This window comes from uncultured Acetatifactor sp. (assembly GCF_948601915.1).
Classification (GTDB): domain Bacteria; phylum Bacillota; class Clostridia; order Lachnospirales; family Lachnospiraceae; genus Acetatifactor.
In genome coordinates, this window is sequence record NZ_CAPDXS010000025.1 from 19,823 (window position 1) to 44,726 (window position 24,904).

At 58.4% G+C, this 24,904-nt stretch carries 22 protein-coding genes; 20 read left to right on the forward strand and 2 right to left on the reverse strand.

What is annotated here, in order from left to right; translation table 11 throughout:
- Positions 1 to 81: 81 nt before the first annotated feature.
- Positions 82 to 690: a hypothetical protein gene (locus Q2B33_RS06180; protein ID WP_300568433.1), complete on the reverse strand. Its 609-nt coding sequence runs from the start codon at positions 688 to 690 to the stop codon at positions 82 to 84.
- 215 nt (positions 691 to 905) lie between these two features.
- Between Q2B33_RS06180 and Q2B33_RS06185 the strand changes: the two genes are divergently transcribed.
- The 18 genes from Q2B33_RS06185 to Q2B33_RS06270 all read left to right on the forward strand — a co-directional run bounded on the left by Q2B33_RS06185 (position 906) and on the right by Q2B33_RS06270 (position 21,279).
- A complete protein-coding gene (locus Q2B33_RS06185; protein ID WP_300568430.1) occupies positions 906 to 1,928 on the forward strand; it encodes a glycosyltransferase family 2 protein in 1,023 nt (340 codons plus the stop codon).
- A gap of 70 nt (positions 1,929 to 1,998) precedes the next feature.
- Entirely contained in the window at positions 1,999 to 3,405 is a 1,407-nt protein-coding gene (locus Q2B33_RS06190; protein ID WP_300568427.1) for an undecaprenyl-phosphate glucose phosphotransferase, read from the forward strand.
- A 15-nt stretch (positions 3,406 to 3,420) separates the two neighbouring features.
- Positions 3,421 to 4,509, forward strand: coding sequence for an LCP family protein (locus Q2B33_RS06195; protein ID WP_300568424.1), 1,089 nt, complete (start codon positions 3,421 to 3,423; stop codon positions 4,507 to 4,509).
- A 183-nt stretch (positions 4,510 to 4,692) separates the two neighbouring features.
- Positions 4,693 to 5,616 carry a glycosyltransferase family 2 protein gene (locus Q2B33_RS06200; protein ID WP_300568421.1) on the forward strand — a complete coding sequence of 308 codons (924 nt, stop codon included), beginning with the start codon at positions 4,693 to 4,695 and terminating at the stop codon, positions 5,614 to 5,616.
- A gap of 121 nt (positions 5,617 to 5,737) precedes the next feature.
- Positions 5,738 to 7,081, forward strand: a complete 1,344-nt coding sequence (locus Q2B33_RS06205) for a S1C family serine protease (protein ID WP_300568418.1) — start codon at positions 5,738 to 5,740, stop codon at positions 7,079 to 7,081.
- A gap of 285 nt (positions 7,082 to 7,366) precedes the next feature.
- Positions 7,367 to 8,911, forward strand: a complete 1,545-nt coding sequence (gene clpX, locus Q2B33_RS06210; protein ID WP_300568415.1) for an ATP-dependent Clp protease ATP-binding subunit ClpX — start codon at positions 7,367 to 7,369, stop codon at positions 8,909 to 8,911.
- An 85-nt stretch (positions 8,912 to 8,996) separates the two neighbouring features.
- On the forward strand, positions 8,997 to 9,227 hold the full coding sequence (locus Q2B33_RS06215; RefSeq protein WP_300815346.1) for a hypothetical protein: 231 nt from the start codon (positions 8,997 to 8,999) through the stop codon (positions 9,225 to 9,227).
- A gap of 297 nt (positions 9,228 to 9,524) precedes the next feature.
- Positions 9,525 to 9,746, forward strand: coding sequence for a cation transporter (locus Q2B33_RS06220; protein ID WP_300568412.1), 222 nt, complete (start codon positions 9,525 to 9,527; stop codon positions 9,744 to 9,746).
- A 283-nt stretch (positions 9,747 to 10,029) separates the two neighbouring features.
- The gene (locus Q2B33_RS06225; protein ID WP_300568409.1) at positions 10,030 to 12,138 is read left to right on the forward strand and encodes an HAD-IC family P-type ATPase; all 2,109 of its coding nucleotides are present in this window, start codon (positions 10,030 to 10,032) and stop codon (positions 12,136 to 12,138) included.
- Positions 12,139 to 12,433: 295 nt separating this feature from the next.
- Positions 12,434 to 13,246: a helix-turn-helix domain-containing protein gene (locus Q2B33_RS06230; RefSeq protein WP_300783497.1), complete on the forward strand. Its 813-nt coding sequence runs from the start codon at positions 12,434 to 12,436 to the stop codon at positions 13,244 to 13,246.
- 207 nt (positions 13,247 to 13,453) lie between these two features.
- Positions 13,454 to 14,095, forward strand: coding sequence for a hypothetical protein (locus Q2B33_RS06235; RefSeq protein WP_300568407.1), 642 nt, complete (start codon positions 13,454 to 13,456; stop codon positions 14,093 to 14,095).
- Positions 14,083 to 14,817, forward strand: a complete 735-nt coding sequence (locus Q2B33_RS06240) for a histidine phosphatase family protein (protein WP_300568405.1) — start codon at positions 14,083 to 14,085, stop codon at positions 14,815 to 14,817. Before Q2B33_RS06235 ends, Q2B33_RS06240 begins: the two co-directional genes overlap by 13 nt.
- A gap of 12 nt (positions 14,818 to 14,829) precedes the next feature.
- Positions 14,830 to 15,993: a DUF6056 family protein gene (locus tag Q2B33_RS06245; RefSeq protein ID WP_300783493.1), complete on the forward strand. Its 1,164-nt coding sequence runs from the start codon at positions 14,830 to 14,832 to the stop codon at positions 15,991 to 15,993.
- A gap of 269 nt (positions 15,994 to 16,262) precedes the next feature.
- Complete coding sequence (locus tag Q2B33_RS06250) at positions 16,263 to 17,138, forward strand: hypothetical protein (RefSeq protein WP_300568401.1); 876 nt, start codon at positions 16,263 to 16,265, stop codon at positions 17,136 to 17,138.
- Between the two features lie 258 nt (positions 17,139 to 17,396).
- Positions 17,397 to 17,957, forward strand: coding sequence for a hypothetical protein (locus tag Q2B33_RS06255; RefSeq protein WP_300815443.1), 561 nt, complete (start codon positions 17,397 to 17,399; stop codon positions 17,955 to 17,957).
- Positions 17,958 to 18,527: 570 nt separating this feature from the next.
- Positions 18,528 to 18,863, forward strand: coding sequence for a PadR family transcriptional regulator (locus Q2B33_RS06260; RefSeq protein WP_300568397.1), 336 nt, complete (start codon positions 18,528 to 18,530; stop codon positions 18,861 to 18,863).
- A gap of 242 nt (positions 18,864 to 19,105) precedes the next feature.
- On the forward strand, positions 19,106 to 20,026 hold the full coding sequence (locus Q2B33_RS06265) for an ABC transporter ATP-binding protein (protein WP_300568395.1): 921 nt from the start codon (positions 19,106 to 19,108) through the stop codon (positions 20,024 to 20,026).
- The gene (locus Q2B33_RS06270; protein WP_300783490.1) at positions 20,023 to 21,279 is read left to right on the forward strand and encodes an ABC transporter permease; all 1,257 of its coding nucleotides are present in this window, start codon (positions 20,023 to 20,025) and stop codon (positions 21,277 to 21,279) included. The genes Q2B33_RS06265 and Q2B33_RS06270 overlap by 4 nt, the downstream gene beginning before the upstream one ends.
- A gap of 126 nt (positions 21,280 to 21,405) precedes the next feature.
- Here the strand turns inward: Q2B33_RS06270 and Q2B33_RS06275 are convergent, their stop codons facing one another.
- Positions 21,406 to 23,046: a PocR ligand-binding domain-containing protein gene (locus Q2B33_RS06275; protein WP_300568391.1), complete on the reverse strand. Its 1,641-nt coding sequence runs from the start codon at positions 23,044 to 23,046 to the stop codon at positions 21,406 to 21,408.
- Between the two features lie 187 nt (positions 23,047 to 23,233).
- Here Q2B33_RS06275 and Q2B33_RS06280 point away from each other — a divergent pair, with 187 nt between their 5' ends.
- Positions 23,234 to 24,316 carry an HD-GYP domain-containing protein gene (locus Q2B33_RS06280; RefSeq protein WP_300568389.1) on the forward strand — a complete coding sequence of 361 codons (1,083 nt, stop codon included), beginning with the start codon at positions 23,234 to 23,236 and terminating at the stop codon, positions 24,314 to 24,316.
- Between the two features lie 144 nt (positions 24,317 to 24,460).
- Positions 24,461 to 24,904: PAS domain-containing protein (locus Q2B33_RS06285; RefSeq protein WP_300913913.1), on the forward strand; the 444-nt coding region annotated here is incomplete at its 3' end.

Consider the following 24,904-nt stretch of genomic DNA (forward strand, 5'->3'; position numbering starts at 1 on the left):
TGTGTCCAGAAGCCGCATTTTGCACTCAGGCACAATATATGGTATGTTTTCATTTATACGGTTTTTCGTCCCTGATTGCCCTTACGCAAAAGCATCGAACCTCCTGTATACAGCAGGAGGCTCCTGCGGTATCTCCTGCGGCTGGCCATAGTCCGGTTCCGTCATTTCCAGGGCCTCCGCCACCTCCGCCGCCTGGGCGGGTTCCCGATCCAGAGAGGCCTCCGTCTCGGCCATATCCTCCAGGGCTTCCGCCGCCTTGTCGGCAACCTGATCCAGGATATCGTCCAGCAGCCCCTTCCCCTCATCGATGCCCAGGGCTTCCTCCACGGCCTCTTCCTTGCGCTCCTCCGCAGTCTTGGGCTCGCTCTTCTCTATGGCCTTGGCAATCTCCTCGCCCCGCTCCTTCGCCTCGTCCATCAGATGGAACATCTGGGAATTGTTGTATTCCGCTTTGGCTGCCGCAATCTGGTCCTCATAGGAGTGCAGCAGCTCCAGCACCCGCGCCACTTCCTCCGGGCTGGAGCACTGGATGTCCTTCAGGCCCTGTTTCTTGTTTTCGAAGAAGGCGACCTGGCTGTCGCGCCTGGCCTGCCGCTCCAGCTTCTGGGCCGTGCTCTTCATCAGGCCGCCGCCGGATAATAGGTTCCGCCCCACTGGCAGGGGACTTGGATTCTGCAATCTGATATTCATAGTGACCTCCGTTTCGCTGACTGCTGCTATTTGCGATTCCGCGGTGGGAACGTGTCTATCTACCAGGAATATCGACACCCTGCGGGAATTCTTTACGGAAATGTCATGAACCGTATCGGGAAAAGGCTCTTTCCGTGGAAGCGATTCCTTGGGATGCAGGGGCGATATGAATTGTATTCCTGCCGGAAATGGCTTATAATAAGAGGAGCCGATTCATGCAGAAGAAACAGAAGGGGCGCAGAAGGCCCGAGGAGGATCCCATGCAGAAGACAACCGTCATCATCCCGAACTACAATGGCATCAAATTCATCAGGGGATGCCTGGAATCCCTCCTGGCCCAGGACGTCCCGCCCTCGGACTATCACATCATTGTAGTAGACAACGGCTCCACGGACGGAAGCAGGCAGTTGATAGAAGAGGCCTTCCCCGGGGTTACGCTGATCGCCCTGCCCGGGAACACCGGCTTCTGCCATGCCGTGAATGTGGGGATCCGGGCGGCCAAGACCCCTTACGTGATCCTGCTCAACAATGACACGAAGGTCCATCCCCGTTTCGTGGGGGCGCTGTGCGACGCGCTGGAGGCAAGGCGGGAGGCTTTCTCCGTCAGCGCCCGGATGCGCATGTGGGACAGGCCGGAGCTGATGGACGACGCCGGGGACAGATACTGCGCCCTGGGCTGGGCCTATGCCCGCGGGAAAGGGCAGCACGCCTCCCGCTACGATGCCCCGGCGGAAATCTTCTCCGCCTGCGGCGGGGCCGCCATCTATCGGAAGCGCGTTCTGGAAGAAATCGGCCTTTTTGACGAGGCGCACTTCGCCTACCTGGAGGATCTGGACATGGGCTGGCGGGCCCGCATACAGGGCTACCGCAGCTACTACGAGCCGGGCGCGGAGGTCGTCCACTACGGCAGCGCCTCCACCGGCTCCCGCTACAACGCCAGGAAAACGGAGTTAGCGGCAGCTAACAGCATATATGTCATCGCCAAGAACATGCCCCCTGCGCAGTGGATCTGGAACCTGCCTTTTCTGCTGCCCGGTTTTTTGGTAAAATTTTTATTTTTCTGTAAGAAGAGAATGGGGATACTGTACTTAAAAGGGATTCGGGAGGGATTCGGGAAAGCGCTTTCTGAGGAGGGCAGGAGGGCGAAGGTTCCTTTCCGCTGGAAGAACCTGGGGAACTACCTTTCGATTCAGGGGCAGCTTTACGCCAATACCCTGCGACTTCTTAAGAAAACTTAAGAAACAGCTTCATAAAATCATAAGTTGTGCTTTTCAGAATAATATTGTATGCTAACCTTGGGTGGCGCTTATGATAAAGGACAATCAGAAAGTATTCAACCGTTTGATGGTGGTAATAGATGTGGGCATCACTGCCGCGTCTTTCGTGTTGGCCTATGGTTTTAAATTCTATATCTTGAACGACGGGCCGGGAATCGGCGTGCTGCCTGTGGGGGAGTACATCAATCTCCTGCCTTTTGTGCTACCTTTTTACGCGGTGATCTACTATGCCTGCGGCGTGTACGCGCCCAAGCGGACGGTGCGGCGGCGCTTTGAGATTTTCGGCATCATCAAGGCCAATACCATTGGGATCGTGGCGCTGATCATCGCCCTGTACATGATCATCCGCGAGATCAATTTCTCACGCTCGGTGATCGCCTTGTTCTATATATTTAACGTAGGCATCACCTCAAGCTTCCGGCTGGCCCTGCGCCGGGGGCTTCGGACGATCCGCAGGAAGGGCTACAATCTGAAGCATATCCTGCTGGTGGGGTATTCCAGGGCGGCGGAGGAGTACATCGACCGGCTGACGGACAATCCCCAGTGGGGCTATGTGGCCTGCGGGATCCTGGACGACCACATCCCGGCGGGGACGGTCTACAAGGGGGTGAAGGTGCTGGGCAGGCTTGGGAACCTGGAGGTCATCCTGCCGGAGAACAAGCTGGACGAAATCGCCATCTCCCTGTCCTTACAGGACTATGACCATCTGGAGGGCATCGTGGCCACCTGTGAGAAATCCGGGGTGCACACGAAATTCATCCCGGACTACAACAGCCTGATACCCAGCAGGCCTTACACGGAGGATCTGATGGGGCTGCCGGTGATCAATATCCGCTATGTGCCCCTGACCAACACGGGGAACATCATCATAAAGCGGATCGTGGACGTGTGCGGCGCGGTGTTCGGCATGGCGCTCACCTCCCCCCTCATGCTGCTGGCGGCGCTGTTCATCAAGCTGACCAGCCCGGGGCCTGTGATCTTCAGGCAGGAGAGGGTGGGGCTCCACAACAAGCCCTTCTATATGTATAAGTTCCGCACCATGGAGCGGCAGGTCCCCGGGGAGGAGAAAAAGGCCTGGACTGTGCGCAATGACCCTAGGGTCACGCCTGTGGGGAAATTCCTGCGGCGCACCAGCCTGGACGAGCTGCCCCAGCTGTTCAATATCCTGCGGGGGGACATGAGCCTGGTGGGGCCCAGGCCGGAGCGGCCCTTGTTCGTGGATAAGTTCAAGGAGGAGATCCCCAGGTATATGGTGAAGCACCAGGTGAGGCCCGGGCTCACCGGCTGGGCCCAGGTGAACGGGCTGCGGGGCGACACCTCCATCCGGAAACGGATTGAGTACGATATCTATTACATCGAGAACTGGACCGTATGGTTCGACCTGAAAATAATCCTGATGACTTTTTTCACGGGATTCATCAATAAAAACGCTTATTGACAAGGAGACGGTATTATGGCTACGAGAGGAAAGATGAACGCGAGGCAGCGGGCCGCAAGGCAGAGGAGGAAGATGGTTCTCTTCGCATTCGAGATCATCATCATCCTGGTGATGGTGGCGGTGCTGTACCTGGTGATGAACAAGACCAGCGAGGGGCCCAAGGTGACGGTCTTTGACACGGAGAAGCTGGCCATACCCTCACAGGTGCAGGAGATGAAGGAGGAGGGCGGCACCATGCATGGGTACATGAACATCGCTCTGTTCGGCGTGGACGCCCAGACAGACGGCCAGTTGTTCAAGGGGAGCCGCAGCGACAGTACGATCATCGCCAGCATCAACATGGACACCGGGGACATCAAGCTGGTCAGCATATACCGCGACACCTATCTCAATATCGGCACGGACGAGTACCAGAAGTGCAACGGGGCCTACTCCTACGGAGGAGCGGAGCAGGCGGTGAAGATGCTGAACATGAACCTGGACATGGACATCACCAATTTCGTCGCCGTGGGCTATAAGGGCTTGAGCGAGGTCATCGATGGGCTGGGCGGCGTGTATGTGGACGTGGACAGCGAGGAGCTGAAGCATATCAACAATTACCAGGTGGACGTGTCCAATGTGCTCAAATGCCAGTATACCCCGGTGACGGAGCCCGGCTACCAGCTCTTGAACGGCGTGCAGGCCACATCCTACTGCCGCATCCGCCAGACCAAGGGGGATGACTTCCAGCGGGCGGCCCGCCAGCGGGAGGTGATACAGGCCATCGAGGACCGGGCCAAGGAGGCGGATCTGGCCACGTTGACCAAGGTGTTCAACGACTGCATCGACGATATCTATACCAGCCTCGATTCCAAGGATATCCTGGACCTGCTGGGGAACATCGCCAACTACCGCATCGTGGAAGAGGAGGGCTTCCCCCAGCCGGATTTCCGGGGGAACGCCAATATGGGGGCCAAGGGGGCCTGCGTCATCCCCACTGACCTGGTAACCAATGTGGAATGGCTGCACCAGTTCCTCTTCGAGGACGCCGCATACACGGTTTCGGACAGCGTGAGGGAGTACAGCCAGAGGATCCTTTCCGACACCTCCCCTTACATGGAGTGAGGATAAACGGACGCATATCTGAAAAGGAGAGTTGGCGCTCTCCTTTTTTAGATGTGCAGGCCCGTGCGCAAAACGATGTAACATTTAAGATATAATGATAAAACAGCGAATGGCCCCGCGGCGGGCAGGGAAAGTCCTTCCTATGCCCAATCGGCGGCATTAGGAGAGCAGGAGGTAGTTCACTTGAAGATCGATGTCATCATTCCCATATATAAGCCCGATGAGGGGCTGTTCACGCTGCTGGACAGGCTGCTGGAGCAGTCCGTGCCCATCCACAGAATCATCCTGATGAATACGGGGCGGGAATATTTCGATGCGCTGATAAAGGAAAATGAGTTCGCGCACAGATATCCGAAGGCGGAGGTACACCACCTGGATAAACGGGATTTCGACCATGGGGGAACGAGGAGAGAGGCTGTGGGCTATTCGGACGCCCAGGCATTCGTGATGATGACCCAGGACGCAATGCCGGCGGACAGGCATCTGCTGGAACGGCTGGTGGAGGCCCTGGACGGGAAAGTGGCGGCGGCGTACGCCAGACAGCTTCCGGACGCCGCTTCCTCTGTCTTCGAGAAGGCTTCCAGGCATTTCAATTATCCGGAGGCCTCCCGGGTGAAGACCCTGGAGGATTTGGAGGGCATGGGCGTCAAGGCCTTTTTCTGCTCCAATGTCTGCGCGGCCTACAGGAGGGATATCTACGATGAACTGGGAGGATTTGTGCGGCGGGCCATTTTCAATGAGGATATGATATATGCCGCCGGGGCCCTGCAGGCGGGGTACGGAATCGCCTATGAGGCCCGGGCCCGTGTGATCCACTCCCACAATTACTCGAACCTGCAGCAGCTCCGCCGCAATTTCGACCTGGGCGTGTCCCAGGCCCGGCATCCGGAGGTGTTCGGCCTGGCGGCCTCGGAGTCCGAAGGGATGCGCTTCGTGAAGGGGACCTGGAGCTATCTTGTGGAGAAGGGGCAGCCGCACCGCTTCCCGGGCTTCTGTGTGCAGTGCGCCTTCAAATACGCGGGGTATCTCCTGGGGAAGCATTATGAAAGCCTGCCCCGCTTTCTGGTGCTGCACCTGACTACGAACAGGGAATACTGGCAAAAATGACGGCAGAGAACTTTTCACAATCGTTTCATATAGAGAACACAATTCCAACACAATTGGAAGATATACTGAAGTACATAAAGATGAAACAACAAAGCAAATATTCATAGAGGAGGTAATCATTATGTACGAAAACGATATTTATTCCAATTCCGACAATGGCAGCTACACCACCTACCAGACAGAGGGAAGCGGCAGTCAGCGGACGGACTTCGGCATGGCTCCCGAACCCGCCAAGGGCGGCAAAAAGAAGAAGGGGGCTTTCCGCAAGATTTTGCTGAGCATGAGCCTGGGCCTTGTGTTCGGCCTGTTCGCCGGGGCAGGGTTCTATGTGGTGCACATGGGGGTGGACAGGATAGCCGGAGAGAAGGCAGAAGAGGTTTCCACGGAGAGCGACAACCAGCCCGGCCTGCCGGACAACATGGCGGAATCCATGCTGAAGAATGTCAGCAACATCACTTATGTGAACTCGGATGTCTCCGATGTAGTGGAGAAAGTGATGCCGGCCATGGTGTCCATCGTGAACAATTACACCCAGACCGGAACCACCTTCTGGGGGCAGCAGTACAGCCAGCAGGGCGCGTCCAGCGGTTCCGGCATCATCGTGGCCGAGAATGAGAACGAGCTTCTCATCGTGTCCAACAACCATGTGATCCAGGGCATGGACACGCTGGATGTCACCTTCATCGACGGCTCCGTGGCCCAGGCCTACATCAAGGGGACGGATGCGGACATGGATCTGGCGGTGATTGCGGTGCCCCTGGAGAATGTGACCCCAGAGACAAAGGCGGCCATCACCATTGCCACCATGGGGGACAGCGACAATCTGAAGCTTGGCACGCCGGTAATCGCAATCGGCAATGCGTTAGGATATGGACAGTCTGTCACTAACGGAATCATCAGCGCCCTGGACCGCGAGATGACCATGGACGACGGGTCTACGGGCATCTTCATCCAGACCAATGCGGCCATCAACCCCGGCAACTCCGGCGGCGCGCTGCTGAACATCAACGGAGAGGTGATCGGCATCAACTCCAACAAGATAGCGGCGTCCCAGGTAGAGGGCATGGGCTATGCCATCCCAATCAGCTCCGCCAGCCCCATCATCGCGGACCTTCTGGAGCGTGAGACCAGGACGGACAAGGTGGCGGACGGCGAGGTAGGCTATATGGGCATCACCATGCAGGACGTGACGGATCAGATCACCCAGATGCTGGGCATCCCGGGAGGCGTGTATGTATACGAGGTGGCGGAAGGCTCCGCGGCGGAGCAGGCGGGGATCAGGCGCGGCGATGTCATCGTGAAGTTCGACGGCCAGAAGGTCTCTACCCGCATGGAGCTGAAGAAGCAGGTGGAATACTATAAGGCGGGCGAGACTGTCAATGTGACGGTGAAGCGCTTCGAAGAGGGCCAGTACGAGGACCTGGAGCTGGAGGTGACGCTGGGGAGCCAGCCTGCGGCGGAATAGGAATGGCATTATGACAAAAGACCCGGGCAGGGAGACCTGCCCGGGTTTTTCTGCCACCGCATCTGATGGATGTCCTGGCTGCCGCTCCCGTGTCAGCGCGTCTGGCCCAAAAGTGTCAGTGTGTCTGTCCCCAAATATGGGCTGGCAGATTGGGGCCGCTTGGCGCAGGGCTTCCGCACAGGCACATTTATGATTCCTTTAGAAAAAGTTCACTTGTACACAGCCGCATTTTCCAGTATACTGGAGACATGGTTCCAAATACGCAAAAAATAAGGAGACAATGCCATGTCTGACATATATGACGAAAAAGAGGAAGAGCAGAAGTCCGGGGAGGAGAACGGGGGAAAAGAGGCGGACCTGACCGAAGGCCACCCGGACGCCTCTGCCACCAAGAACGCGGGAAAGAGCGATAACAAGGACTACGAAGACGTCTGCTTCATCTGCCGCCGCCCGGAGAGCAAGGCGGGAAAGATGTTCAAGCTGCCCAACAATATCTGCGTCTGCAGCGACTGCATGCACAAGACCATGGAGACCGTGAGCCAGTTCGACTACCAGGGGATGCTGAACAATCCCCAGCTCCAGAACGAGCTGGATCAGATGACGAAGCAGGGGGGATTCCCCAACATCAGCTTCGTGAACCTGGCGGACCTGCGTGGGGACGGGGGCATCCCCAACAAACAGAAAATCAAGAAAAAGAAGAAGGAAGCCGATGCGGCGCCTGCGCTGGACATCCGCAATATCCCAGCGCCCCATAAGATCAAGGCCAGCCTGGACGAGTACGTGGTGGGACAGGACCATGCCAAGAAGGTCATCTCCGTGGCGGTCTATAACCACTACAAGCGTGTCGCCACCGGCACCATGGACAATATCGAGATCGAGAAGTCCAACATGCTCATGATCGGCCCCACGGGCTGCGGCAAGACCTACCTGGTGAAGACCCTGGCCAGGCTCCTGGACGTGCCCCTGGCCATCGCGGACGCCACCTCCCTGACGGAGGCGGGCTATATCGGCGATGACATCGAGTCCGTGGTGTCCAAGCTCCTGGCGGCCGCGGACAATGACGTGGAGAAGGCGGAGCGGGGCATCATCTTCATCGACGAGATCGACAAGATAGCCAAGAAGAAGAACACCAACACCCGGGACGTCAGCGGCGAGAGCGTCCAGCAGGGGATGCTGAAGCTCCTGGAGGGCGCCGAGATAGAGGTGCCTGTGGGGGCCAACAGCAAGAACGCCATGGTGCCCCTGGCCACGGTGAACACCAGGAACATCCTGTTCATCTGCGGAGGCGCGTTCCCGGACCTGGAGGAGATCATCAAGCAGCGGCTGAACAAGACCGCGGGCATCGGCTTCAACGCCGAGCTGAAGGACAAGTACGACAAGGACAAGGACATCCTCTCCAAGGTGACGGTGGAGGACATCCGGAAGTTCGGCATGATTCCGGAGTTCATCGGCCGTCTGCCGATCATATTCACCCTGCGGGGCCTCACCAGGGACATGCTGGTGAAGGTCTTGAAGGAGCCCAAGAATGCCATCTTGAAGCAGTATCAGAAGCTCCTGGAGCTGGACGAGGTGAAGCTGGAGTTCACGGAAGAGGCCCTGGAGGCCATCGCGGACAAGGCCATGGAGCGGGACACCGGGGCCAGGGCCCTGCGCTCCATCATCGAGGACTTCATGCTGGACATCATGTACGAGATACCCAAGGACGACAACATCGGCCGGGTCACCATCACGAAAGAGTACATCCAGGGCACAGGCGGGCCTGTCATCGACATCCGGGGGAACCTGCTGCTGGAGACGGCGCAGCGGCCGAAGGAGATACCGGCGCAGTGAGGAGCGGGGGCTTGAACTGAACGTAAAGTTTGCCAATAGCCTTGAACTGCTTGCGCCGGATGGGAAATATAATTATATCGCTTATTTGCTGGCAGATGAAAACGGAGTATCCATTAAGATTGCGAAGTATGCAGGGAGTTCGCTGATTAAGGCCACAAATAATGTCCTCGAAAAAATGAAGATAGAGAATACCACAAAAGCGAAGGTGACCAATACGAAACGAGTGGAAAAGAATCTGGTTGAACCGGTTCCCATGAGGGAGGCACTAATTAATGCTGTGGTCCATGCTTTATGGAAAGCTTTCCATAAAGCATGATTAAAGGCATTTGCGGCGAATGAAATCATGGGAGTCAAAACCTAATATGGCAATAGCGTTAGAGCATATAGAGGATTAGGATCTATATGCTCTATTTTTTCATAAAGAAAAGATTTTTCATAAAGAAAAGACAATCTTGATGGCATGGCTCTACATAACCGGATGATTTTCAGCGATGATTTTTTCAATCAGGACTTGACATCCCCTGAAAATATGGTAATATAAACATATGAACAATGGTTCATATGAAAAAACATCCATTCTTATAAAACCCAAAATGAGGAGGAGACAGGACTTATGAAGAAAACCTACAAAATCGAGGTAGACTGCGCGAACTGCGCCCTGAAGATGGAGGAAGCGGCGAAGAAGGTGGAGGGCGTCCAGGGGGCCACCGTCAGCTTCATGACCCAGAAGATGAAAGTGGAGTTCACGGAGGGCGCGGACGAGAAGGGAGTCATGCAGTCCGTGCGCAAGGCCTGCAAGAAGGTGGAGGACGATTGCGAGATTTTTCTGGACTAAAGGGCCGTCCCGCAAAAGAATCGCTTCGGCGGTTCTTTTGCGTCACATAGGAAAATATGTGCCATATAGGAAAACGCTTGGAGAGGGGGGCTGGCCATGTCTACGGCAAAGCGGGATGCTCTATTCCGCGCCGGAGAATGCGTTCGGGCCCATATCGTGTAGACTTGGGCGGCTCCAAACCGTGCAGAAGGCTGGGGAAAGCCTGAGCCCGGTGTGCATGTGGCGGCAGAGAAAGGCGGCTCTCCTTTCAATCGGATTGATTATGGAAAGGTAGGATAACGACATGACAAAGAAACAGAAAAAGGTGCTGTACCGCATCATCACAGCGGCAGTCCTCATGGTGGCGCTGCACTTCGTGCCCGTGGAGGGGTATCCGCGGTTCGCGCTGTACCTGGTGCCCTACTTCATCATAGGCTATGACATCTTGCGCAAGGCGGTGCTGGGCATCTGCCACGGGGAGGTGTTCGATGAGAACTTCCTGATGGCCGTGGCCACGGTGGGGGCCATGCTGCTGGGCATCTACAATGAGAGCAGGGGGCTGGAGGGCGAGTTCGCCGAAGGCGTGGCGGTCATGCTCTTCTACCAGATCGGCGAGCTGTTCCAGGCCGTGGCCGTGGGGCGCAGCCGGAAGAACATCAGCGCCCTCATGGACATCCGTCCCGATTATGCCAACATCGAGGATCAGGAGGGCAACCTGGAGCAGGTGGATCCTGACGATGTGGAGGTGGGCACGGTGATTCTGGTGCAGCCCGGGGAAAAAGTACCCATCGACGGCATCGTGACGGAAGGAAGCTCCACCCTGAACACCAGCGCCCTCACCGGAGAGAGCGTCCCCAGGGAGGTGAAGGAGGGGGAGGAGATCGTCAGCGGCTGCGTGAACCTCACGGGCCTGCTGCGGATCCGGACCACGAAGGAATTCGGGGAGTCCACAGTGTCCAAGATCCTGGACCTGGTGGAGAATTCCAGCATGAAGAAGGCCCGGACGGAGAACTTCATCACCAAGTTCGCCAGATACTATACCCCTGCCGTCTGCTACAGCGCCCTGGCCCTGGCGGTGGTTCCCTCGGTGGTCAACCTGCTCCTGGGCAACCCGGCGGACTGGAGCACATGGGTCATCCGGGCATTGACCTTCCTGGTCATCAGTTGTCCCTGCGCTTTGGTGATATCCATTCCCCTGAGCTTCTTCGGGGGCATCGGCGGGGCGTCCTCCTGCGGCATACTGGTGAAAGGCTCCAACTACCTGGAGGCCCTGGCCAGGACGAAGTATGTGGTCTTCGACAAGACGGGGACGCTGACCAAGGGCGTGTTCCAGGTGACGGAAATCTGCCCGGCGGCGGAATTCGCGCAAAAGCTTGGGCAGGCCCGCGAGGGGGCGCCGATGGGGCTCCGGGAAGACAGCCCGGAAGCTGAGAGCGCAGGGCAGGCTCGGGAAGCCGGGAGATGGACGCAGGCAGAAGGGACAGGGCCGGAAGCTGATGGTGGACATCATTCGAAGGAAACCGGTTCCGCGGCAGCCGGCGGTCGGCAGGCGGCCCAGGAGCGTCTCCTGGAGCTGGCGGCCTACGCCGAGAGCTACTCCAACCATCCCATCAGCAAGAGCCTGAAGGAAGCCTACGGCAGAGAGCTCCGTCCCTCTCTCGTATCCGATGTGGAGGAGATCAGCGGCCACGGCGTGAAAGCCCTGGTGGACGGCGTGAGCGTGGCGGCGGGAAACGCCAGGCTCATGGAGAGCCTGAAGCTGCCCTATGAAGAGACGCAGCAGATTGGCACCATCGTCCATGTGGCGGTGGACGGAGCCTACGCGGGCTATATCCTGATAGCCGACGTGGTGAAGGAGCAGGCGAAAGATGCCATCGCCGCCCTGAAGGCAGCAGGCGTGAAGAAGACCGTCATGCTCACAGGGGACGCCAGGCTCACGGCGGAGCATGTGGCGGGGCAGCTGGGCCTGGACGAGGTGAAGAGCGAGCTGCTGCCCGGGGACAAGGTGGAGGCGGTGGAATCCCTGCTGACCCGGAAAGGGCCCAAGGAGAACCTGGCCTTCGTGGGGGACGGCATCAACGACGCGCCGGTGCTGTCCCGGGCGGACATCGGCGTGGCCATGGGGGCCCTTGGGTCGGACGCGGCCATCGAGGCGGCGGACATCGTGCTCATGGACGACAATCCCATGAAGCTGGCCCTGGCCATACGGATCTCCCGGAAATGCCTGGCCATCGTCTATCAGAACATCGTATTCGCCCTGGCTGTGAAGGCGGCCTGCCTGCTCCTGGGGGCCGTGGGCCTGGCCAATATGTGGATCGCCATCTTCGCGGACGTGGGCGTCATGGTGCTGGCGGTGCTGAACGCCATCCGGTGCCTGAAGGTTTCCGGTTCCGGTGCCCGGAGCATTGCCTGACAGGGAAAGAATAATTACAAAATTGTAGTACAAAAGGCCTTGCAGCGGCCTGCCGGGGGAGCGACCCATGGCAGCCTGCAGGGCCTTTTTTGGACGGCCAGGGTGCATTCCCCGGGCTTTGCGGGAGCTTTATTGGAAGCCTTGGATGGAAGCCATCCCTTCAAGGGCTGCTTGAATCATGGGGATGGCTGAAATTCAAGCATTTCTTTATAGCAAGGATGCGGGTTTCTGTGTTACAATCCATTCAGAAAAAGCTTTTTCAAACATTCAAAGCGAGGGTAAGATTATGTTCAATATGAAACAGGTGGGTAAAAAAATCGTCTCATTGAGAAAATCACGGAATATGACGCAGACAGAGCTTGCAGACAAAATGGATGTAAGCTTCCAGGCCGTGTCCAATTGGGAGCGGGGCAACAGCATGCCGGACATCTCCAAGCTGCCCCAGCTGGCGGCCCTGTTCGACTGCACGGTGGACGAGCTCCTGGACGGAAGGGTGGAGCTCCTCCACAGCGCCATGGAGGACGGCATCCAGGAATATGTGGAGCACAACGAGGTGTCGAAAGAGGAGCTGGAGGCCGCGGTTCCCATACTGCGGCCGGATCAGGTGGAGCAGCTGGCAGACAGCATGCTGTTGAAGAACGGAGACCACATCGAAGCCTTCTACCCGTATCTGGACGACGAGACCCTGCGGGAGGTGGCGGAGCGCAGGATAGAAAGGGGCGAGTCCATAGAGGACATGCTGGAGTACCTGGACGATGACGACATAGGGGAGCTTGCGCTGGGGCAGTACAAGACGGGCGGCCCTGTGGAGGCCTTCTATGAATATATGGAGGACAGTCAGCTCAGGAAGCTGGCGGAACAGAGGATAGGGAAGGGGGAGTCCATAGAGGACATGCTGGAGTACCTGGACGATGACGACATAGGGGAGCTCGCGCTGGGGCAGTATGAGGCAGGCAACCCTGTGGAGGCGTTCTATGATTACATGGAGGACAGGCAGCTGGAGGAGCTGGCGATACGCAAGGCGCGGAAGAAAGAGTCCATAGAGGACATGCTGGAATACCTGGACGGCGATTCCCTGAAAAGCATCATGCGCGAGCTTCTGTCCTGACAGCCGCTTTTTTGGGAAAAGGGCCTGCGCGACGGTTCGGGGCGCTGTCCGGCCTGCCGCGGGCCGGTGAAAGGCTTCCGGGTTTCCGGGAAGAGGCAAAAAAGAATGGAAAAGCCGGCGCATTGATGCTATAATGGGCAGGACTGGAAATCTGCGGCCAGGGCTGACAGGGAACCGCCGGATTTCGGAAGGAAAGAGGGGATTTTTATGGAAATCGAAAGAATAGACACCTACCGGGACGGGCGTTTCTCCCAGCGGGTGCTCTGCCAGCACGGCTGCTTTCTGGTGGACGGCATGCCCTGTGAGGTGGAGATCATATCCGACAGCGAGGCCGTCGTCAGAGGGGCGGGCCCGGAGGCCTGTGGACAGGTCATAGAGAGGTTCCGCTTCTATACGCCTCATATCACCCGGTTTTATGACGAAAAATGTGTAGTCATCAGGGAATATCCCCCGGCGCGGCTCCTGACCCTTGGGCTGGAGCAGATTCAGCCCTCCCAGTTTTACGTGGATGAGGACAAGGTCCGGGCAGTGGGCAGCTTCATCCACAAGGCCGACGACATCATCATCCAGGTGCTGCCCTGGGAGGACAGATTTATCTCCCTGGACGGGCACACGCGGCTGTACTACGCGGTCACGCAGGGCTGGAGCCATGTCCGCGCCGTGGCGGAGACATCGGACGACTGGGTCTACAGGTTCGTGGAGGAAGCGAGGAAGCGCGGCGTATATACGCCCGCGGATCTGGCACTTCTAAGCCACGGGGAATACGAAGAGAAATGGGACCGCTTCTGCGACAGGTTCTTCGGCGAGGCGGGGGAAGAACAGGAGGAAGGACAGACATGCGATTGCTGATTATCAGGCACGGAGACCCGGACTATGAGAAGGACTCCCTGACGGAAAAGGGATGGCGGGAGGCGGAGCTTTTGTCCCGCAGGATTTCACGGATGGATGTGGCGAAAGTCTACGTGTCCTCCCTGGGCAGGGCAAAGGACACGGCCTCCCTGACTCTGCAGAAGATGGGGAAGACAGCCATAGAGTGCCAGTGGCTGCGGGAATTCTGGCCCGGCATCAAAAGGCCCGACGTGGCGGAGGGGAGCCGGGGCATTGCATGGGATTGGCTGCCTCAGGACTGGACGGCAGAGGAGGCCTATTTCCGGCGGGAGAGCTGGGCGGATACGGACATCATGCGGGAGGGCAGAGTGGGAGAAGCCTACGCGGAAGTAGTCGAGAACTTCGACGCCGTGCTGGCGGAGCATGGCTATGTCCGGGAGGGCGATTTCTACAGAGCGGAGCGCCCCAACCGCGACACGATTGTCTTCTTCTGCCATTTCGGCATGGAGTGCGTGCTGCTGAGCCGCCTGATGAACACCTCACCCATGATACTCTGGCACCATCTCTGTGCCGCGCCGTCCTCTGTGACCACGGTTCATACAGAGGAGCGCTGCCCCGGGAAAGCCATTTTCCGCGTAAGCGCCTTCGGCGACATCTCCCATCTGTACGTGGCGGGGGAGGAGCCTTCCTTCTCGGCCAGGTTCTGCGAGACCTATGACAGCCAGGGGGAGAGGCATGGCTGAGCGGGGGGCGGCATGGCGGTTCGGGACATGGAGCATGTAAGGATTGGGGAGTCCGGTGAGCATATGGAAAAGAAAAACAGGGCATTTTGCGCAACCGCCGCGATAGTAGCGGGCATATTGATTCTGGCCGTCATGGAGTGGCTGGGCCACAGGCGGATACCCTTCATGATGGACGACCTCTGGTATGCCACCAACCTGGCCACCGACCGCCCTCTGCAGGGCCTGGGGGACGTGATGGAGAGCCAGGTCTGGCATTTCCTGAACTGGGGGGGACGCTGCGTGACACATGGCATCCTGCAGCTCACTTTGATGTGCGGGGAGCTGGGGGCGGATATGCTGAATATGATTGCCACGCTTGTGCTGGGCTGGATGGTGTGCGTGACGGCAGGCTGGAGAAAGCTTTTCTGCTTTCTGTGCGCCTCTTCCCTGATCGTGGCCCTGAATGCCAATGTGAAGATGAGCATGTTCTGGCAGGCGGGGACGGTGAATTATGTCTATTCCACCGTGTGGATTCTGGCGTTCCTGTGGCCCTACCTCAGGCAGACGGAGGAGCCGGAGGCGGACGACCTGCCGCTTGTGAACCTCTGGATCTGGCCCCTGGGGCTGATGGCGGGCTGGAGCAACGAGAACATGGGCCCCGCCAGCCTGGTGACGGCCCTGGCGGCTGTGGGCTATCTGGTGAAGGGAAAAAAGCGCAGGCTTAAAGCCTGGATGGCGGGCGGCCCCGCGGCATGCCTGCTGGGAAGCATCCTGGTGGTGGCCGCCCCCGGCAACTTCGTCCGGGCCCAGGCTGTGGAGAAACTGCCTTTGGGCGCTTTCCTGTATGAACGGCTGTTCTCCATGCTGCGGGCGGGGGCGGACTATCTGTTCCCGGCGGCCCTTTTGCTGGCGGCGGTGCTTCTCTTCTGGACGGTGTGTCTGAAGGAGAGGCTTCGGCCCGCCCAGTGGATGCTGCTGGCCCTGGCCGTCCTGTCCTACGGGGCCATGGTGCTGTCGCCCCATTATCCGGACAGGGCCACCTTCGGGACAATGGTGGCATGCATCGCGCTGAGCCTGTCGGTGCTGAAGGGCATCCTGGCGAAGCGGCGGGACATGGGAATCTACGCGGGGGGCATGGCGTTGTGCTACTGGGCCTATGCGGTGTATGTGCTGGCCGTGGTACAGCAAAATGGTTGACGGAAAAACGAATGCCGATTACAGGAACAAATGGAAAATCAAATACCCCGCTGCAAGCAACGTGGTATCAAGCCTGCAACGCCGCGGAGCAGAAGGTGTCCTTCGGACACTTTGGTATTTGAGCCTCGCGGCATTTGCCAACTGGCCGTGTAAGCATGGCCGCTTGGCTTATTGTTCGCGGGAATAAATAGAAGCAGATGGCCATAAACGGCAATAAATAGAAACAAACAGGAACGAGTAGCGACAAATCGGGAAAGGATGGGAAAAGAATGAAAGGGAAGGGCTTGCGGAAGCGATATGCGGAATGGATTCAGGCATTGTCTGCCCTGCTTCTCATCGCGATGGCCGGGCTGACGCTCCATGACATGCAGACTGCGGAGGGCGCGGGCCTTTATCTGGCAATCAAGGCGGGGGCGGAGGATCGCCGGATGTACGATTTCGCGGTGGATGCGGCGGGGATGCTCTGCCTGTTGCTGCTGCTCCTGCTGCCCTGCCTCCTGCAAAAGCGGCTGCGCCCGGCGCCGTTCCTGCGTTTTGCCTCCGCCAGCCTGGCCTTTCTGCCTGTGGTGAGCATGGCCCTGCTGGTCCACCTGGCGGACGGCACGGAGGAAATGGCCCTCCGCCAGGCGATTTCCATGGGGCAGCCGGGGGCGGCCCTGCTGGAATGGCTGGGGGAGCTGCTGCCTGCGCTGTCTGCTGGTCTGCCTGTGCTGATACTGGCCTTCGGCATGGTGCGGGCAGGGAGTGCGGAGGAGCTGGCAGGGAGAGCTGTGAGCGTGGAGGAGCTGGCAGAGAAAGCGGAGAACCCGGAGAATCTGGCAGGGAAAGCAGGGAGCCCGAAGGACCTGGCAGGGAAAGCGGAGGGAGCGGGAAGCTCCGAAAAGACGCGCCCCCATCCCTGGCTTCCCCGGGCAGCAGGGCTTGCGGCGCTTGCGCTGTCGGCTGTCTCATTGCTGTTCCCCGCGCTGTCGGACATCTGTGTCTATCTCATCGTATATCTGCTGCTTGCGGCCGCCTTTTCTCTGTGGGAGAAGCTGCACGATGCCCATCCGGGCCTGAACGCCTGGGGCTGGATTCTGTTCGGCGGCTTCTGGCTGCGGGCTGTGGAACGGATGCTGGAAATCATGAGCGTGTACCACCTGTGAAAAAGATTCGAAGGACCAAAAGCCGTGCAAAGGAGCATATCATGAAAAAATCTTCAAAGCCTACAAAGACCTCATCAGCATCCTCTTCTCGGAATCCCCCTGGATCGTCATATTGACTTTCCTGGCCACGATCATAGACGGAATCCTGGTCCCCATAAGCATTTATGTGAACCAGAATGTCTTCGACGGCGGCCTGGCGGTGGCGCGGGGCCAACTGCCGATGGAAGACTACATTGTCTTCCCTGCCCTGCCCTGTTCGTGGCCACGGCCCTTCTCCCGGAGATTCTTTCCGGCATCATCTTCCAGTACGTGGAGCCCCGCTCCCAATTGATCCTGAAGACAGCCTATAAGGGCCGGATGCTGCGCAAGCTCAAGACATTGAAATACGAGCATTTCGAGAATGAGGAGTCCATGGAGAGCATCGACAAGGCCTACAACCGGGTGGAGAACGCCGCCAGGCATCTGTTCCCCATGTATGTCTACTTCCGGTTCTCCGGGCTGATCGCCGGCATAGGCACGCTCTGCTATATATGCGGCATACGCTGGTGGCTGCTGATCACGGTCCTGGCGCCCTTTGCCCTGGAAACCGTCCTGTCCAGCAGGAATAACTACAATATCTATATGGAGATGGAGACCTACTGGAAGAAGGAGAGGCGCTACACCATTCTGGGCGAATACCTGCGGTCACGGAACTTCACCAGGGAGCTGAAGGCCTGCGGGAACGCCGATTACCTCATAGGCCGGTACAGGGAGCGCCTCAAGGAGCGGAACCAGGAGGGAGTACGCCAGGCTGTACGCGGCGCAGGCGCAGTTCTATGACCGTTAAGAGTGTGCGCCTTTGCGCTGGGGCTGCAGCGGTTCGTTGCTTCGCAGTTCCAGGCCGTCAAGGGTGTGCGAACTGCCGATTCTTTTCAGGCCGTGGCGCGCCTGATTGAGACTGCCGCAGACAGATTGCCGGTGCGGGCTGGGGCGGTATGCGGAAGAACAGACTCTCGGAATTTCAGAAAGCAGAATCAGGCATTGGGGCAGGAAGGCGCCTGGAAAAGCGGGGGAATCGCTTAAAGGAGCTCCGGAAAGCCGCGTGATATGCGGCCTGGAGGTTCCGAGAGCATATGAAGAAGCATAAGGGGGAATCCCGGCGAGGGGAGAGGGGCCTGTCAGGTAAGTGAAATTGCCTGGCGGGCCTTTTTCGGCGCAGAAAATTTCCGGCATGGCGGATATGGGATTGGGGCGGGATTACAACAGGATCGGGGCGGCATTGCGGCGGCATGAAATTCATGGTTGACAGCGCACCGCAGATGTGCTATTTTATATCTATCATCGATATGTCGAGACTCGACATGTTGATGGTAGACATACTTTCGAAATCTTACGTCAGGAGGGATATCGTTGGATGAGGCTTTACGGAAAAAGTACATACCCATGACCGAGACTATCTACTATACCCTGCTGGCAGTGACCACGCCCCGGCACGGCTATGCCATCATGCAGTTCGTGGGGCGGCTGACCCAGGAGCGGCTGGTGCTGGGCACGGGCACCCTCTACACCATGGTGGGGCGGCTGACATCGGACGGCATTATCGAGGCGCGCCAGGAGGAGGGCAAGAAGGCCTATCTGCTGACACCGATGGGCCTGGAGCTGCTGGGGGAGGAGACAAAACGCCTGGGCCAGCAACTGTCCGACGGGCTGAAAATCCTGTCAGGGGGGGCACAAACGGTGGATTGAGGAGGCTGCTGCGGCAAAACGCCGCGCGGCATGGGTCCGGAGAGCACAGTGGGCCTGGAGAGCGGGCTGTGCCTAAATGGCGCGGTCTGCCGGGAGGCATACCGTGTCTGGAAGGAGGACTGTGCCTGAATGGCGTGGTGCGCATAGAAGCCGCACTGCGCCGGACAGGAGGGACGGCCGGATAAAAAAGCGCATCCGGCCGGTTATGTGTGAGCGCGCGCCGCAGCGCGCAGATTGGTGTCATGATGAGATTAGAAGTGAAAGGCATACGCAAGAGCTTTGGGGACAGGGAAGTGCTCCATGGCGTCGACTTCCATGTGGAGAGCGGTAAGGCGTTGGGATTGCTGGGCAGGAACGGCGCGGGCAAGACCACCACGATCCGCATCCTCATGGACGTGTTCCATGCGAACAGCGGGGAAATCCTGCTGGACGGCAAAAAGTTCGTGCCCGCCAGGCACAGGATAGGCTATCTGCCGGAGGAGCGGGGGCTGTACCCGAAGAGGACAGTCATCGACCAGATGATATACCTGGCATGCCTCCGGGGAATGAACCCCAGAGAGGCCAGAGAGAGCGCGAAAAAATGGCTCGCCAGGCTGGAGGTCTCCGAGTATGAGACCAGGAAGCTGGAGACCCTGTCCAAGGGCAACCAGCAGAAGGTGCAGCTGGCAGCCACGCTGGTGAGCGACCCGGAGATCGTGATTCTGGATGAGCCCTTCAGCGGCCTGGACCCGGTGAACTCCCAGATTCTGAAGGACGTGGTCAACGAGCTCATAGCGGAGAATAGGATCGTGATATTCTCCAGCCACCAGATGAGCTATGTGGAGGAGTTCTGCGACGAGATCGCCATCATCAACCAGGGCGAGGTGGTGCTGGCCGGCAGGCTGCGGGACATTAAGCGGGAGTACGGAAAGAACCGCCTGATGCTGGCGTCGGAGAATCTGTCCGTGGAAGAGCTGGCCCGGAAGGTGGAGCAGGAATGGCCGGATTTGGTGAGCCTCTCCGGCAGGAAGAAGGAATTCCTGATTCTGGAGCTGAAAGAGGGCGCGGACAGGCGGGGCGTCATGGCGGCGCTGGCGGCTTCCGACGTGGAAGTGGAGCGGTTCGGCATCTATGAGCCGTCGCTGAACGATATATTTGTAGTAAAGGTGGGTGAAGATGAATGAAAAGATTCGCAATCGTACTGAAATATGAATTGAAGGAATATTTTACCAACAAGGTGTTCATGGGGCTCACCGTAGTCCTGGCCGTCCTGGGGGTGGCGGCCCTGTTCCTGCCCAGGTTCGTGGACATGTCCGGCTTCACCGGCGTGCAGGTGACCGACGGCAGCGGGGAGGAGACAGAGGGTGACGGCGGGGAGGGGGAGGAATCCCTGTACCTGTACGTGGACCAGGCGGGCGTCCTGCAGGAGGAGGCGCTTGGGGGAATGTTCCCGGGAGTGCTCTGGCAGGAGGCTGAGGACGCGGATGCCCTGAGGGCCGCGGTGGAGGCCCAGGAGGCTGAGGCCGGATTCGTGGTCACCGGGGCCACCCAGTATGAATACTATGTCTACAACAAGGCCATGACGGACAGGAACACAGATGTCTTCGACCAGGCCATGAAGCTCTTCTACCGGATGAGCTACAGCCAGGAGAAGGGCTGGGATCTGGGGGAGATTACGGCCATGTACGATGTGCCGATCACGGTCACGGAGCAGATTCTGAACAAGGCCTCCGGCAGCAACTATTGGTACTGCTACGTGCTTGTCATCATCGTGTTCATGCTGATTGTGTACTACGGCCAGATGATTGCGGTGTCCGTCACCAACGAGAAGAGCAACCGGGCCATCGAGGTGCTCGTCACCAGCACCTCCCCCAACAGCCTGCTCTTCGGCAAGGTGATTGCCGGGGCCATCGGCGGCGTGTTCCAGATGGGCGTGATTCTGGGGGCGGTGCTTCTGTCCTACCAGATCAACAGGGAGCAGTGGGGCGGCATGCTGGATATGTTCCTGCACATTCCCGGGGACGTGCTGCTGGCCTTCGCCTTCTTCGGTCTGGGGGGCTATCTGTTCTACGCCTTCCTCTACGGGGCCATGGGCGCTCTGGTGAGCAAGACCGAGGACATCAGCAAGAGCGTCTCCGGCCTGATGGTGGTGGTGATGGGCGTGTACTTCTTCTCCCTGTTCCAGCTGATGAATGTGGACGGGACAGTGATCAAGGTGCTGTCCTTCCTGCCGATCAGCTCCTACAGCACCATGTTCGCCCGGGTGGCCATGGGCAGCGTGGCGGCATGGGAGATCGTGTTGTCCTTTCTGATACTGGTGTTGTCCATCATAGGCACCGGCGTGTTGGGGGCAAAGCTATACCGCATGGGTACACTGCGGTACGGCAATCCGATTAAAATCGGCACAGCGCTGAAAGATATGCGCAAAAGCGACTGATATGCCAAAGCCAGGCCCGCAGAGCGGATGCATCCGCCTGCGGGCCTTTAGCGATTCCGGGTTCAATTTTATAGTTCCATTTTATGGCTCCGCTCTGCGGCCCGCTTCCGGGGCCTGCTCCGGGGGTCAGTCCTGCTCCCCCGCGTCCGGCTCCGGTTCGGAGGGGCGATAGCCCTCCAGGAAGCGGAAGAAATCCTCCGTCAGCCCAGGATCGTAGATGCTGCCGGCCAGCTCTGCCATTTTCCGCCGGACAGCGTCTCTGGGATAATTCCCCCCTGAAATGGTGGGCATGGTCCAGTAGGTGTAATCGCCCACGATGTGGATGATACGGGCCTCCAGGGGGATCTGCTCCGCGGCCAGCTGGTTTGGATAGCCGGTGCCGTCCCAGTTCTCGTGGGAGTGGAGAATCACGTCCGCCACCTTGTACAGCTCCTCGAACTGTCTTGCCATGGTGTAGCCCTGGGTGACATGGGTCCGGATCCGCAGGGTCTCCTCCTCCGTCCTGGACTGCCCGCGGATGTAGAAGGATTCCGGGAGCTTCGCCATGCCGATGTCCTGGAACCGGGCGGCCAGACCCACCTCCCGGGCCTGCTCCCGGGAAAGGCCCAGACAGAGGGAAAAGGCCTGGGCCATCTCCGCGGCATGGTCCACCACGATCCTGCTGAGGATCTGCCTGTCGTAGAGCCGCTCCATGATGTACTCGGGGACGTGCTGCTCATGCTTGAGGGCCTGCTTGTTCTGGTACATCTTCACGTCCGCCCTGGAGAAGCAGTCCTGGAGGGTCTCCTTCTCGCTGTCCCAGTCCGCCGCGCCCAAAGCCACCGACAGGGGCAAAGAGAGTGTGGTGTCCTTGCCGCAGTCCCTGGCCACCCGGCGGCAGTAGTCAAGGGCGGTCTCCAGGGTGGTGTCCGGCAGGATGACCCGGAACTCGTCCCCGCCACAGCGGGCCACCAGCCAGTCGCTCTTGGCCAGGCTGTCCATGATCTTGGCGATGTTGATCAGGAGCTGGTCCCCGGCCTTATGGCCGAAGATATCGTTGGTCAGCTTCAGGAAATTGGCGTCCGCGGACACCATACAGATCCGGCGGCCCTTCTGGCCGGCATACATGTCCGCCACCTCCTCGAACTTCCGGCGGTTGTAGAGCCCTGTCATGGAATCCTTCTCCGCCAGGGTCTCCAGGACGGTCTTCTCCTGCTGGTGCAGGAGCCGCTGGCTCTCCAGGGAGCGGATCGCGTCCTGGAGCCGCAGGTTCCCGCAGCCCAGCTGGGAGAACTGGCCTGCCAGGAGGGACAGCAGGTCTAAGATATGCTCGAACTGCGCCCTGGTGATGGTGGGAATCGCCCGCACATGCTCCAGGAATTCCTCCTCGTCCAGCTGGAGGATGCGGGCATTGGTGCGGTATTCCTCCTCCTCCGGCACGTCCTCCGCCAGGCGCACCTGCCCTACCAAAATGCTGGCCAGATGCCTGCCCTCCACGATGATCGGGACGCTGGCGTCGGTGAGCCCGGCGGACTGGCAGTGGCAGATATATGGTTTTTCGTCATTGTGGGCGCTTAAGGCCCTGTCGGAAAGGTCGCACCGAGCCCTGCCCACCGGGGACTTCTTCACCACGTCCCGGCAGAAGCGGCAGTAGTCGCTGTCCTTGGTGAAGCGCTCGCCCTTGGGGCCGCGTATGCTGATGCCCACCTGCAGCGCCACGGACAGGGAATCTATCAGCTTCTGCAGGAAATCCATGTCGAATATGTCCTGAAATGTATATGTATCCATAATTCACCTCTTTTAGTAATTCTAATTTACCACAGCTACAGGGCATTTGTCTATAGAATATGGCCTTGGAAGGGTTTAATTTTGTGCATTTTCTTTTTGTGCTGCAAAGCTTTAATGAATTGACATTCTTTTTGGAAAGTGGTATCATGATTTCGTAACGAATACATTCAGAAATAATGGTGGAGAGATGGATAAGCAGCAGATACTGGTTGTCGATGACGAGGAAATAAATCGTATCATACTCATGCAGATGTTCGAGGACAGCCTGGACGAGTATGAACTGCTGGAGGCGGGGAACGGCCTGGAGGCAGTGGAGCAGATTGATAGGAATCAAAATATCGTACTGATCCTGTTGGATGTGGTGATGCCCATCATGGACGGCTTCAAGGTGCTGGAGCATATGCAGGAGAAGAGACTGTTGGAAGCCATCCCTGTAATACTTATCACAGGGGAGAGCATTGAGGACAGCGAGGGCAGGGCCTATGACTTCGGCGTGGCGGACGTGATACATAAGCCCTTCCTGACCCATATCGTGAGGCGCCGCAGCAAGAATATCATAGAGCTGTACCAGAACAAGCGCAATATGGAGCGGCGCTTAAAGGAGCAGGAGATCGCCATAAGGGCCCAGGAGAAGGAAATCAGGGAGACCAACGAGTTCATGGTGGACGCCCTGAGCACCGTGGTGGAGTCCCGGAACGCGGAGACGGGGGACCATACCAAGCGTATCAAGTACTACACCCGGATCATGGCGAACCACCTGATGGAGCATTTTCCCAAGTACGGCCTGACCCCCGTGACGGTGGACGGGATATCCAGAGCGTCCGTCATGCATGACATCGGGAAGATCGGCATCTCGGACACCATCCTGCTGAAGCCGGGCCGCCTGACCAACGAAGAATTCGATATCATGAAGACGCATACCACCATCGGCTGCGACATCCTGGAGAAATTCTATAAGGACAGGACCAGCGAATTCTACCGTTTCTGTTATGAAATCTGCCGCCACCATCATGAGCGGTGGGACGGGAGGGGGTATCCGGATCACCTGGCCGGAGACGATATCCCCATCAGCGCGCAGATCGTCGCCATAGCGGATGTCTATGATGCACTGGTAAGCCCGAGAGTGTATAAGAGTTCCTTCTCGGAGGAGAAGGCGTTCGAGATGATTACCAACGGCGAATGCGGCCAGTTCGCGCCGGATATATTGGAATGCTTCAGGCTTGCCAGGGAAGATTTCCACAATATCATGGAAATGCTGGGAGCGTCCTAGTTATTGCAATAGGAACGGCAGCAAAGTGGGGATGACGCTTCTGCTGCTGTTTTCATTCATGACAATAGAATTTTCGCGAAGCGGGAATTCTATTGTTGGGCTGTTTTCATTTATGGGGAAAACAGATGCCGGCGGAGGGACGATATGGGAGAGGATTGGACGGGCGCATTTCCCGTGGAGGACGCGCTGGAGATGGTGCTGATGTTTGACGGGACAGGTGAGATTACCTATGCCAATGCCGCTGCCAGGAGCAGGCTGGGATACGCGCCGGAGGGCGCGGAGGACAGCCTCCGGGGCAGGCAGATGGGGGAGGTGTTTCCCGGCGTCTTCAGATTCCCGGGGAGCGTATCCGGCATCCCGGAGGGGGAGGAGAAGCCCCATCTGGTGATGTACCGCAGGAACCGTACCTGCTTTCCGGTGGAGGCCAGATTCCTTCGGGATCAGGCCAGAGGCATCTTCGTCTGCATGGCCAACGATATCCTGGAGCAGGAGCACCTGGGAAGGGAGATCGAACAGGTGCGGGAGGAGGCCAGACAGGCGGCCAGGGTCAAGTCGGAATTCGTGGCCAATGTGACCCATGAGCTGCGC